Annotated in this window: 11 protein-coding genes; 8 read left to right on the forward strand and 3 right to left on the reverse strand. The window is 34.0% G+C overall.

Annotation, left to right across the window (positions count from 1 at the left end):
* Nucleotides 1–49: 49 nt before the first annotated feature.
* The 3 genes from porK to topA form a co-directional block, all read right to left on the reverse strand.
* Nucleotides 50–1,411, reverse strand: coding sequence for a T9SS ring complex lipoprotein PorK/GldK (gene porK, locus ACZ2G2_RS02730; protein ID WP_177183507.1), 1,362 nt, complete (start codon nucleotides 1,409–1,411; stop codon nucleotides 50–52).
* Nucleotides 1,412–1,579: 168 nt separating this feature from the next.
* Nucleotides 1,580–2,746 (reverse strand): formimidoylglutamase, encoded by a 1,167-nt coding sequence (locus tag ACZ2G2_RS02735; RefSeq protein WP_101203974.1) that lies wholly within the window; start codon nucleotides 2,744–2,746, stop codon nucleotides 1,580–1,582.
* Between the two features lie 5 nt (nucleotides 2,747–2,751).
* Nucleotides 2,752–5,310 carry a type I DNA topoisomerase gene (topA, locus tag ACZ2G2_RS02740; RefSeq protein WP_470393847.1) on the reverse strand — a complete coding sequence of 853 codons (2,559 nt, stop codon included), beginning with the start codon at nucleotides 5,308–5,310 and terminating at the stop codon, nucleotides 2,752–2,754.
* Between the two features lie 155 nt (nucleotides 5,311–5,465).
* Between topA and miaB the strand changes: the two genes are divergently transcribed.
* From miaB to groL, 8 genes are all read left to right on the forward strand, one after another.
* Nucleotides 5,466–6,914 carry a tRNA (N6-isopentenyl adenosine(37)-C2)-methylthiotransferase MiaB gene (miaB, locus tag ACZ2G2_RS02745; protein WP_272021942.1) on the forward strand — a complete coding sequence of 483 codons (1,449 nt, stop codon included), beginning with the start codon at nucleotides 5,466–5,468 and terminating at the stop codon, nucleotides 6,912–6,914.
* A 5-nt stretch (nucleotides 6,915–6,919) separates the two neighbouring features.
* Complete coding sequence (locus tag ACZ2G2_RS02750) at nucleotides 6,920–7,840, forward strand: hypothetical protein (protein WP_470393849.1); 921 nt, start codon at nucleotides 6,920–6,922, stop codon at nucleotides 7,838–7,840.
* Nucleotides 7,841–7,857: 17 nt separating this feature from the next.
* A complete protein-coding gene (locus ACZ2G2_RS02755; RefSeq protein ID WP_090837682.1) occupies nucleotides 7,858–9,129 on the forward strand; it encodes a sigma-54 interaction domain-containing protein in 1,272 nt (423 codons plus the stop codon).
* Nucleotides 9,130–9,160: 31 nt separating this feature from the next.
* On the forward strand, nucleotides 9,161–9,664 hold the full coding sequence (locus ACZ2G2_RS02760; protein WP_470393851.1) for an LptE family protein: 504 nt from the start codon (nucleotides 9,161–9,163) through the stop codon (nucleotides 9,662–9,664).
* Between the two features lie 5 nt (nucleotides 9,665–9,669).
* Nucleotides 9,670–10,584 (forward strand): hypothetical protein, encoded by a 915-nt coding sequence (locus ACZ2G2_RS02765; RefSeq protein WP_101203977.1) that lies wholly within the window; start codon nucleotides 9,670–9,672, stop codon nucleotides 10,582–10,584.
* 13 nt (nucleotides 10,585–10,597) lie between these two features.
* A complete protein-coding gene (gene secG / locus ACZ2G2_RS02770; RefSeq protein ID WP_470393853.1) occupies nucleotides 10,598–10,948 on the forward strand; it encodes a preprotein translocase subunit SecG in 351 nt (116 codons plus the stop codon).
* 144 nt (nucleotides 10,949–11,092) lie between these two features.
* The gene (locus ACZ2G2_RS02775; protein WP_090837690.1) at nucleotides 11,093–11,371 is read left to right on the forward strand and encodes a co-chaperone GroES; all 279 of its coding nucleotides are present in this window, start codon (nucleotides 11,093–11,095) and stop codon (nucleotides 11,369–11,371) included.
* 103 nt (nucleotides 11,372–11,474) lie between these two features.
* Nucleotides 11,475–13,109, forward strand: coding sequence for a chaperonin GroEL (gene groL, locus ACZ2G2_RS02780; protein ID WP_090837691.1), 1,635 nt, complete (start codon nucleotides 11,475–11,477; stop codon nucleotides 13,107–13,109).
* Nucleotides 13,110–13,228 lie beyond the last annotated feature (119 nt).

Consider the following 13,228-nt stretch of genomic DNA (forward strand, 5'->3'; position numbering starts at 1 on the left):
AGTTTTAGTTGTTAAGTTTTTGTTAGTTAGGTTAATAGTATTGTTAGGATTATTGTCTTGCGTTAGCAGTAACATCTGTTCCCATATAATCTTGTACTGTTCTGAAACCAATATAGCTTCTTGCAGAATCTGAATATTCGTAATCTCTTGAACTTACTTGTAAGTAATAAGCAACATCTTTCCAAGAACCACCACGAACAACTTTACGTTTGTTACTAGGGTCGTTTACACTTGGGTTAATTGTTGAAGCATACTCATAAGATGCCGGATCGTAAGAAGAGTCTACCCATTCTGATACGTTTCCTGCCATGTTATATAAGTTAAAATCGTTTGGCTCATAAGCATCAGCTTCTACAGTATATAAAGACTGATCTGCTGCGTAATCTCCACGTAATGGTTTGAAGTTAGCCATAAAACATCCTCTGTCGTTTTTAGCATATGGTCCACCCCAAGGGAAAGTTGCAGCTTGCAAACCTCCTCTAGCAGCATACTCCCACTGTGCTTCTGATGGTAATCTATAACGACCTACGTTATGGATTTTTCTAGATCTTCTGTAATCATTATGATATTTTGTTCTCCACTCACAAAACGCTTTAGCTTGTTGCCAAGACACACCAACTACTGGATAGTCACTGTAAGCATCATGCCAGAAATAATCGTTATGCATTGGCTCGTTATAAGAATAAGCAAAATCTCTAATCCAAGCTGTAGTATCTGGATAAATCTCTACTTCTTCTCTAACTATAACATCTTTACGTCTTAAGTTTTTGTTTTTTGCTGCTTTAGAAATATCCATGTAAGTATACTGGAACTTGAATTTAGTTACATCCCAAGTACGTTGTCCATTGTAAGATTCTTCTAAAGGTAAATACATCGTATCCATAACCTCAACATAGTATTCATCTGGATATTCCGAGGTATCAAAAAGTAACTCAGCTTCGTAATTAAGCTTTCTACCTTCGTAACCTGTTTCACCTAAACCACTATAGTTATCAATCATATACTTTTCGTAAGCAGACATATTGGTAGTATCTGCATCCTTAAATGCAAACTCTCCAACACCACCATCAGCAGGTGTCATCCCTACCTCATCAGCTAAAATTGCTAACTTAGTACGAATTGTTGAATCTCTTACCCATTCTACAAACTGACGGTACTCACTATTTGTGATTTCCGTTTCATCCATGTAAAAAGATGCGACAGTAACTGTTTTTGCTGGAGCGTCTTGGATTCCTGCTAAATCATCATCTGCTTTACCCATGATAAACGCACCACCAGGGACTAATGTCATCCCGTAAGGTTTTTCTGGGTGCCATTTTTTTCCTTTAGCACCTACTAGCTGACCTTTGTCTTTTGATCCACAACTTACTAATAGTGCGAAAACCGCTGTTAATAATACAAACTTCTTCATATTCATTGAAAACTCGAGGTTAATTTGAACTCTTAAATTATTTAAGAGCGTAAACATATTTATATATTTTTTAAAAAACAACTTTTTAATCAAAAATAAACCCATTTAATCGTAAAAATTTAACATTTTAACGATTTAAAACGTACTTTATCTATTCGTCTATAACGATTATACACTGTTTTTTTGATACGCCTTATACCATCTTTCTGGGATAATATCATTACAAGCATCCAAATAATCTTGATGGGTGCATGGTAATAACGTATGTTTTTTTAATTTATTATTAACATTTGCTAAAAATGGTATTTCTATCCACCAACGTCCTGTTTTTGTACTCTTATAAAATATTAATTCATGCGACTCCGCTAATGTAATAAATTTTTGATGATTTTCTGACTTAGAAAAATCATCATCATTAACTCTACAATTAACACCTTCTATAAAATACCAAATCATTTGTGATACTAACATTGCTGTTATCTCATCATCCTGAGATGGTTTGTATTCATAGATACCGAATGAACTCACCTTATTACTTATCCCTGCGTAACGCGCTACTGCACATATCTCTTTTCCATCCAATCCATTTGGAGACACCTTTTGCCTTAAACTAACTTCGGACGCCTTTAAAGCGCCCAAATCAACGGTAACAATATTAGCATCTCGCATTACTGGCTCTACCAATGTAATGTCATTAGACACCTCTCCCAATCTATAAGATTCGAAATATAGGCGTTCCATTAAATCTATTTCCTCTTGGCTATTAAAATAAGTCTGATATCCGACTATCGAATAATTAAATAGGTTATACGGCTGATCTAGTACAATTTTTCCTACAAAACTAGTATTGTTTATCGGCTTAGACGTATCGCCTAAATCAAAGGATTTATCGACATTAACAATGTTTACCATTGGTATCAAACTATCATAAGCACGATAGGCAGAGTATGTAAGATCTTGACTACCTCCGATAATAATTGGAATAATTCTATTCTCAACCAATAACGTCAATGTCTCTTTTAATGCAAAATAAGTGTCTTCTGCTGTCTCTCCCTTTTCAATATCACCTAAATCTACAATATTTGTACCCCAATTACCAGGATACAATGTGTACAGCGATTTTCTAATTTCGTTTAAATTAAAATCCTCACCGATGTAATTAATATCATTTCTGTTTTCTAAAACTCCTAGAATAACAATCTTAACGTTATTTAAATCTGGAATCCCCTGTTGCTCAGAATGAATTTTAATTTTTTGACCTAAACATAAAGGTGATAATAATTGATTATGCGCTAAAACAGTATCTGAAACTGGAGATAGAAAATTAAAATTCATTTATATTACTTCTTTTTTGCTGTAGTTTTTTTCTTTGCTGCCGGCTTCTTGGTAGCCGTCTTTTTCGTTGCTGCCTTCTTTTTAGCTGGTGCTTTCTTCTTTGCAGCTGCTTTCTTTTTAGGTGCTTTCTTTTCTATAATATCTTGTACTTCTTCCAAAGTTAAAGCTGCTGCATCAACTGTCTTAGCCAATTCTATCTTAACTTTTCCTTTTAGGATATTATGTCTTCCCCAACGTGCTTTTTCAACACGGATTCCTTCTTCTTCCCAATTATGGACAACCTTATCTATTTCTTTTTGAATTTTAGCATCTACTAATTCTTCAATTTCTTCATTAGTTAAAGTATCCCAATCGTATTTTTTATTAACGTTGATAAACAAACCATTCCATTTAATAAATGGTCCAAAACGCCCTTTCCCTTTAGTTACACCATGATCTTTATAATGGTAAACTGGTGCATCTGCAATTTCTTTTTCTTTAATTAACTCAATAGCATCTTTAAACTCGATACTTATTGGGTCTTGACCTGGCGCTAAAGACACAAACTTTTTACCAAATTTTACATAAGGTCCAAAACGTCCGTTATTAACTTCAATATCTTCATCTTTATACTGACCTAGAGTCCTAGGTAGTTTAAATAAGTCCATTGCCTCTTCATAAGTAATATTACCTAATTGTTGATCAGGACTTAAACTTGCAAATGTTGGTTTTTCTTCATCATCTACCGTTCCCATCTGTACCATAGGACCAAATTTACCAAGACGCACACTAACTTGCTTTCCTGTTTTTGGATCTTTACCTAAAATACGCTCACCAGATTCTCTATCTGCATTTTCCTGAACATCTACAACTACTGGATGAAACTTCTTATAGAATGTTTTCATCATTTTTTTCCAGTCCTCTTTACCTTCGGCAATATCATCAAACTGACTTTCTACCTTTGCGGTAAAATTATAATCTAAAATACTTTCAAAATGGTTAACTAAAAAGTCTGTAACAATCATACCAATATCTGTTGGCACTAACTTACCTTTATCTGAACCTACTTTTTCCGAAAGCATGTTATCCTTTACTGTTCCTTCTTCTAATACTAATTGTGTATACTCGCGCTCCACACCATCTATAGCACCTTTTTCTACATAATTCCTATTTTGAATTGTCGAAATTGTTGGTGCATAAGTAGACGGACGTCCAATACCTAACTCTTCTAGTTTCTTTACTAAAGAAGCTTCCGTGTATCTGTAAGGCGCACGACTGTAACGCTCCGTTGCTGTAATATATTTATTTAGTAAGGTCTCATTAGTCTTCATTGCAGGAAGCATTCCTTCTTGCTCTAGATCCTCATCATCTGTTCCTTCTAAATAAACTTTTAAAAATCCATCAAATTTAATAACCTCTCCATTTGCTGTAAACGTTTGGTTATGCGTGTTTGCTTCAATTTTTACGTTTGTACGCTCTAATTGTGCTTCACTCATTTGCGATGCGATGGCGCGTTTCCAAATTAAATCATATAAACGTGCTTGATCGTAATCTATATCAACACTGTGTGTTTTAAAGTCTGTTGGTCTAATCGCTTCGTGAGCCTCTTGCGCCCCTTTAGACTTTCCTTTAAAATTACGCTCCTTACTATATTCTTTACCGTAAGCCGCTACAATTTCTTTCTCTGCTCCTTTTCTAGCTTCATCAGATAAATTAACACTATCTGTTCTCATATAAGTAATCAAACCGGCTTCGTATAAACGTTGTGCCATGGTCATGGTTTTACTAACAGAAAAATATAATTTACGTGATGCTTCTTGTTGTAATGTTGACGTAGTAAATGGTGCTGCAGGAGATTTTTTAGCTGGCTTTTTAGTTAAGTCTGCTACCTTAAAATCTGCGCTTGCGTTACTATCTAAGAAATCTAATGCTTCTTTTTTAGTCGAAAATGTTTTTGGTAATTTAGCTTTAAAAGACTGCCCTGCTTCATTTGAAAATTCAGCATCCACTCTATAAGATGCTTCTGGTGTAAAATTTTGAATGTCGCGTTCACGCTCTACAATTAATCTAACAGATACTGATTGTACACGACCTGCAGACAAACCTCCTTTTACTTTACGCCATAATACCGGAGACAACTCATAACCTACAATTCTATCTAATACACGACGGGCTTGTTGTGCATCTACTAAATCGTAATCAATTTGTCTTGGGTTTTCAACTGCTTTCTGGATTGCAGCTTTAGTAATCTCATGAAAAACAATACGTTTTGTTTTATCTTTATCTAAGTCTAGAGATTCTGCTAAATGCCATGCAATAGCCTCTCCTTCCCTATCTTCATCACTTGCTAGCCAAACCATTTCGGCTTTCTTGGCAAGTTGTTTTAATTTTTTTACTAGTGCTTTTTTATCTGAAGAGACTTCATATTTTGGATCAAAATCTCCTTCTACATCTACTCCTAATTCTTTAGATGGTAAGTCAGAAATATGCCCAAAACTGGATTCGACTTTAAAGTCTTTTCCTAAAAATTTTTCAATTGTTTTTGCTTTTGCAGGTGACTCAACTATTACTAAATTCTTCGCCATTCTTCGATTTTTATGAGTGCAAAGGTATATCAAAAAAAATTTATCATCCTAATTTAATAAGTATTAGCTAAAATTTTAGGTCTGTCAGATTGTCATAATTTTAAAATAATCCTATCTTTGCGTGCTTATTGGAGATGAGTGATTTCAATATATTTATGGAAAAGACAATAGACGAAAACAAACAAGGCGAAACATTAGTAATAGCTAAAAACCAAGAAAACACAAAAAAGCTTTTTATTGAAAGTTATGGTTGTGCGATGAATTTTAGTGATAGCGAAATAGTAGCCTCTATACTGCAAAACGAAGGTTATAATACAACACAAAATCTAGAAGAAGCAGACTTAGTACTAGTTAATACTTGCTCTATTAGAGACAAGGCAGAAGTAACTGTACGTAAACGCTTAGAAAAATATAATGCTGTAAAAAGAGATATCAACCCTAACATGAAGGTTGGTGTTTTAGGGTGTATGGCAGAACGTTTAAAAAGTAAATTTTTAGAAGAAGAAAAAATTGTAGACTTAGTTGTTGGACCTGATGCATATAAGGACTTACCTAATTTAATTGCAGAAGTTGAAGACGGACACGATGCAATAAACGTGGTACTATCCAAAGAAGAAACGTATGGAGACATCAGCCCTGTCCGTTTAAATACAAATGGTGTTACTGCCTTAGTATCTATAACTAGAGGTTGTGATAATATGTGCACGTTTTGCGTAGTTCCTTTTACAAGGGGAAGAGAACGTAGTCGTGATCCACAAAGTATTATAGAAGAAATTAATGATCTTTGGAGTAAAGGCTATAAAGAAATAACACTTTTAGGTCAAAATGTAGACAGCTACCTTTGGTATGGTGGTGGTATGAAAAAAGATTTTGACAAAGCTTCTGATCTAGAAAAAGCTACAGCAACAGACTTCTCTAAACTTTTAGAGCTATGTGCTACTGCACAACCAAAGATGAGAATCCGTTTTAGCACATCTAATCCGCAAGACATGCATCTTGAGGTGATAAAAATGATGGCAAAATATGATAATATTTGTAATCACATACATTTACCTGTACAAAGTGGAAGTGATCGTATTTTAAAAGCAATGAATCGTCTGCACACAAGACAAGAATATTTTACGTTAATTGATAATATCAAAAAAATAATTCCGAATTGTGTTATAAGTCATGATATGATAACTGGTTTTCCAACAGAAACTGAAGAAGACCACCAAGATACATTAAGTTTAATGGAGTATGTAAAATATAATTTTGGTTATATGTTTACGTATTCTGAAAGACCAGGAACTTTAGCAGAACGTAAATTTGAAGATGATGTTCCTGAAAAAACTAAGAGTAGACGTCTTAGCGAAATTATAGCACTACAACTTAAGCATAGCGAGTTTAGAACTAAACAGTTTATAAATACAACCGTTGAAGTGTTAGTAGAAAAAGAATCTAAAAAATCTAACCAAGAATGGTCTGGACGCACACAACAGAACATTGTTGCTGTTTTTCCTAAAGGCGAGTATAAAATTGGAGATTTTGTAAACGTAACTGTAACAGATTGCACAAAAGCAACACTAATAGGTGAAGCTATTGGAAAATCAAATAATAATTAAGAATCATGAAAAAAGTATTAGTTTTATTATTATCGTTAAGCCTATTCACAGCTTGTAATGACGAGCCTGTTGAAGGCTACTTCGCTGCTCTTGATAGCGATGAAGGTACAATTCCTGGAAACACTACGGACGAGCTAAAATTAGCAAGCTACACCTATGATGTTGAGACAGAAGCTCCGTTTATCGGGCCACTTATTCTTAACTCAGACTTTAATTTTAATGATGACAATAAGGTAAACACTTTAAATGTCGAAACTATCGCATTTGGCTTTCCTTTTACTACTACTGGAACTGTAATAAGAGATACAGATGGTAAAATTACAGCAATACAGACTTTTGACGGTAGCGCATTAGTAAGTCAAACAGACATCTTTTACTCTGCAGGCAATACAATTTCTCAAATAACACATGACGATTTTGATGATAACGCAGAGGATTACACCTTTAATTTTACAACATTAAATAATCAAATTACCAAAACAGAACCTGGCAACCCTGTCACTACTGTATATACTGCGGATGGATCTGGTAAATTAATAGACAAATCTTCTTTTGAAGCTGGAGAACTTATTCAATCAGAAATATTAACTTATGACGCTAATGACAATTGTATTTCTGTAGTTTCAACTGGAGAATTCAACAATACAACAACATACGGATTTGATAGTTTTGCAAATCCATTAAAAGATGGATTCAGCGATCAGTACTGGTTATCAATTCTAGACGATGATTACGAAGACGAAGCTGGGCCAGCAATAGTTCAATTTCATGGTAGTAACAACTGGAACTCTGTATCATCAGAAGGTACAACCGTTACTTTAATGATTAATTACGATAGCACTAACAGAATTACATCTAGAAGTGGTGTGTTTTCTTTAAGTGGTATTGAAATAGTACAAGAAGAAGCCTTTAATTACGTTAACTAAACACTTTCTGAGTTTACATGGAATCAATACAATCTATAAAACAACGTTTCGGAATTATAGGAAACAGTCCAACTTTAAATCGCTCTATTGAAAAAGCGATGCAAGTTGCGCCAACAGACATCTCTGTTTTAGTAACCGGAGAAAGTGGTGTTGGAAAGGAGAGTATTCCAAAAATAATCCATCAACTCTCTCACAGAAAACATGGTAAATATATTGCTGTAAACTGTGGTGCAATACCAGAAGGAACTATTGACAGTGAGCTTTTTGGCCATGAAAAAGGAGCCTTTACTGGTGCAACAGCAACTAGAAATGGTTATTTTGAAGTAGCCGATGGTGGAACTATTTTTTTAGATGAAGTTGGAGAACTCCCCTTAACTACGCAAGTACGTTTACTAAGAGTTTTAGAAAATGGCGAATTTATTAAGGTTGGATCTAGTAAAGTACAAAAAACAAATGTGCGTATTGTTGCAGCTACAAACGTGCACATGTTTGACGCTATTAAAAAAGAAAAATTTAGAGAAGACCTATTTTACCGATTAAGCACAGTTGACATTAACCTACCGCCTTTAAGAGAGCGTCAAGAAGACATTCATATATTATTCAGAAAATTTGCTAGTGACTTTGCATTAAAGTACAAAATGCCTACTATAAAATTAACTGATGACGCTGTACAATTATTAATAAAATATCGCTGGAGCGGAAATATTAGACAGCTTCGTAACGTTGCAGAACAGGTTTCGGTATTAGAACAAAACAGAACCATTAGCGCAAGCACACTTCATAGTTATTTACCTGTTGGTAGTAATTTACCTGCTGTAATTAACACTACCAAATCAGAAAGCGATTTTGGAAGTGAACGTGAGATTTTATACAAAGTATTATTTGACATGAAAGCTGATTTAAACGATCTAAAAAAGCTAACCATGGAATTAATGAAAACTGGTAACGCTAAAGAAGTACAGAAAGAAAACGAAGGTTTAATTCAGAAAATCTATGGTGAGAACGATAGCGATACTGAGTTTGATGAGCATGTAGAAGACATGGAAGTGTTGTCAATATCTCAAAATGCAATGCAACCACCTAGCACAATAGAAACTGAGAATACACAAGATAAGTACCATTTTGCTGAAGAAATTGAGGAAGAAGAAACGCTATCGTTACATGACAAAGAGTTAGAATTAATCAAAAAATCTTTAGAGCGTCATAAAGGCAAAAGGAAGCTAGCTGCAGAAGAATTAGGAATTAGCGAACGTACACTTTATAGAAAAATTAAGCAATTTGATTTATAATATCACGTTGTAATTCTAAACAAAAACTAAAATGAAACAGTTTAAATATATATTATTACTATTAATATCATTTACCATATTTGGTTGTGGCGCGTATTCTTTTACTGGAGCAGATATTGGTACCGCAAAAACATTTCAAGTTAATTATTTTAAAAACACAGCCAATTTAATAGATCCAGGATTGGACCTAGACTTTACAAGAGCATTACAAGATTTAATACAAGATCAAACCAGTCTAAGTCTAGTTAATTCTAGTGCCGATTTAGTTTATGAAGGTGATATTACAAATTACCGAATCTCTCCTACTACTGCTACCGCTAATAGCACAGCTGCACAAAACCGCTTAACCATAGGTGTAAAAGTAAGATTTTACAATAAACAGGATAGTGAAAAGGATTTTGAAAAATCGTTTTCATTCTTTTATGATTATACAGGAAGCGAATTATTATCTGGTACAACAAAAACATTGGCTTACGAAGAGATCTTTGAACGTTTGACACAAGATATTTTTAACGCATCACTTGCAAACTGGTAAACCTAATGACTAGCCAAGAATTAACAAACGTATTACAACTACCACAAGTAGTAACTGCAGAGCAGACCGCTATGTTGGGTTCCATATTGGAAGAATTTCCTTATTTCCAATCAGCACGTGCCGTTTTTCTTAAAGGCTTAAAAAACAAAGAGAGTTTTAAATACAATCAAGCATTAAGAGTTACAGCTGCTTATACAGCAGACAGAAGTATATTGTTTGATTTTATTACAAGCGACACCTTTAATCAAAATGAAATCTCGGAGTATATTAAACAAAACGCTGACTATATTAATAGTTTAGATGTTTTTGTAGAAGATATTTCTGTAAATAACACAACATCTACAGACCCAACCTTAAAGCAGCAACTTGAGGAGACTAGAAGTATACTTGATCCTGATTTATTTCAACCTAAAACAGAAACACAACCTGTCATTAGCTCAAATTTAATTAAAGATGAGACTACCAAAACAGAAAATGATGCGTCACTAAATTCAAGTAAAAAAGAAATTGAAGACTTTTTAAACATTGGAAAACCACTTCAATTTGAAAAAGACGAAACTCATAGTTTTAATGAATGGTTGAATATTGCTAAATTCAAACCAATACAACGCGAACCAGAAGACCCTTTAAAGGAAGAAGCAAATTTAGAACGCGCTAAAAAGTTTGATTTAATAGATCAGTTTATTATCAAAAATCCTAAGCTTGAAGCTAAAAAAGCAAAGGTGTCGACACATAACATTGCGCAAGCGCAGATGATACAGTCAGACGAATTAATGACAGAAACATTGGCTCGTATTTATGTCGAACAAAAAAACTATAAAAAAGCGATTCAATCTTATAAAATTTTAAGTTTGAAATATCCAGAAAAAAGTGGTTTCTTTGCAGACCAAATTAAAGCAATAGAAAAATTACAAGAATAAATAACAAATTATAATGAGCACATTTGCAATCTTTTTGATCTTAATAGTAATAGTAGCATTTCTACTAATAGTTGTAATTATGGTACAAAACCCAAAAGGTGGAGGATTATCTTCTTCATTTGGTGGCGGTGGTACACAACAACTAGGTGGTGTTAAAAAAACAACAGACTTTTTAGATAAAAGTACTTGGACATTAGCTACTATCTTACTAGCATTAATATTAGCCTCTAGCTTAGGTATTGACAAAAATGGTCAATCTGCAGAATCTAAAATTTTAGAAAGCGACAGTATTGATTTACCGACACCAACTGCTTCACCTACAACAGATGATGCTGCTAAAGTAATAGACCCAGTTACTGAGTAATAAGCTATCACTAAAACATAACAAAAAATGCCAACTTTATAAGTTGGCATTTTTTGTTTCTGCAAGTTTGTCAGTTGTACTCTATTGGCACATTTTTAGCTTATTATTAAGCACTATAGTTATAATTAATTAAACATATATATTATGAGTAAATTAAACATTAAACCACTTGCAGATCGTGTGCTAGTAGAAGCACTACCTGCCGAAACACAAACAGCTTCTGGTTTATACATACCAGATACAGCACAAGAAAAGCAACATAAAGGAACAATCGTTGCAGTAGGTAACGGTAAAAAAGACGAACCTTTAACGGTAAAAGTTGGAGATACTGTACTTTATGGAAAGTATTCTGGATCTGAAATCAAATTAGAAGGAAAAGAATACCTAATGATGCGCGAAGAAGACATCTTGGCAATTATCTAGTCTGAAATTTCAAAAACTAAAAACTAATTTAAATATTTTAATTGATCTTCAATGGGCAACCATAAGTTAGAAATAACAATTAAAATCTCAAAATAATCTTATTATGGCAAAAGACATAAAATTTGATGTAGAAGCACGTGACGGTTTAAAACGTGGTGTAGATGCATTAGCAAACGCAGTAAAAGTAACTTTAGGACCAAAAGGAAGAAATGTAATTATTGGACGTTCATTTGGAGCACCAATAGTAACTAAAGATGGTGTGAGTGTTGCAAAAGAAATAGAATTAGAAGACCCATTAGAAAATATGGGGGCACAAATGGTAAAAGAAGTTGCTTCTAAAACTAATGATTTAGCTGGAGATGGAACAACTACTGCAACTGTATTGGCTCAAGCAATAGTTAAGGAAGGTTTAAAAAACGTTGCTGCAGGTGCAAATCCAATGGATTTAAAACGTGGTATTGATAAAGCTGTAGAGGCTATTGTTGCTGATTTAGCAAAACAATCTAAAGAAGTAGGAAACTCTTCTGAAAAGATTAAGCAAGTGGCTTCAATTTCTGCTAACAATGATGACGTTATTGGTGATTTAATCGCTAAAGCATTTGGTAAAGTTGGTAAAGAAGGAGTTATTACTGTTGAAGAAGCTAAAGGAACTGAAACATACGTAGATATCGTTGAAGGAATGCAATTTGACAGAGGGTATTTATCGCCTTATTTTGTAACTAACAGTGACAAAATGGTAACTGATTTAGAGAATCCTTACATTTTATTGTATGATAAAAAAGTATCTACAATGAAGGATTTACTTCCTATTTTAGAACCTGTTGCACAATCAGGAAAACCATTATTAATTATTGCTGAAGATGTTGATGGAGAAGCATTAGCAACATTAGTAGTTAATAAATTACGTGGTTCTCTTAAGATTGCAGCTGTAAAAGCGCCAGGATTTGGAGATCGTAGAAAAGCAATGTTAGAAGATATTGCTATTTTAACTGGAGGTACTGTTATATCTGAAGAAAGAGGTTTTACACTTGAAAACACGACTTTAGAGATGCTTGGTACGGCAGAACGTGTAACTATTGATAAAGACAATACAACTGTTGTAAACGGTGCAGGAGACAAGAGCTTAATCAAGAATAGAGTTAACCAAATTAAAGCTCAGATCGAAACTACAACTAGTGATTACGATAAAGAAAAACTACAAGAACGTCTTGCTAAATTAGCAGGTGGTGTTGCTGTACTTTATGTAGGTGCTGCTAGTGAAGTAGAAATGAAAGAAAAGAAAGACCGTGTTGATGATGCTTTACATGCTACTCGTGCTGCAGTAGAAGAAGGTATTGTTGCTGGTGGAGGTGTTGCTTTAGTTAGAGCAAAATCTGTATTGAATGACATTACAACTGAAAACTTAGACGAAACTACAGGAATACAAATCGTAGCACGTGCTATTGAAGCACCGTTACGTACTATTGTTGAAAACGCAGGTGGAGAAGGTAGTGTTGTTGTTTCTAAGGTCATGGAAGGCAAAAATGACTTTGGATATGATGCAAAAACTGAAACTTACGTAGACATGCTTAAAGCGGGTATTATCGATCCTAAAAAAGTAACAAGAATAGCATTAGAAAATGCTGCTTCTGTTGCAGGAATGATATTAACTACAGAGTGTGCTTTAGTAGATATTAAAGAAGCTGCTCCAGCTGGAGGCGGAATGCCAATGGGTGGAGGTATGCCAGGAATGATGTAATAAAAACATCATCTATAAATACAAAAAAAAGGCCTCAACATTAGTTGAGGCCTTTTTATTTGGATTCTGATTTATATGACTTAAAACTATTTTATAGTAACGAGATTCAAATTACCATG

The organism is Olleya sp. KKT75 (genome assembly GCF_055635485.1).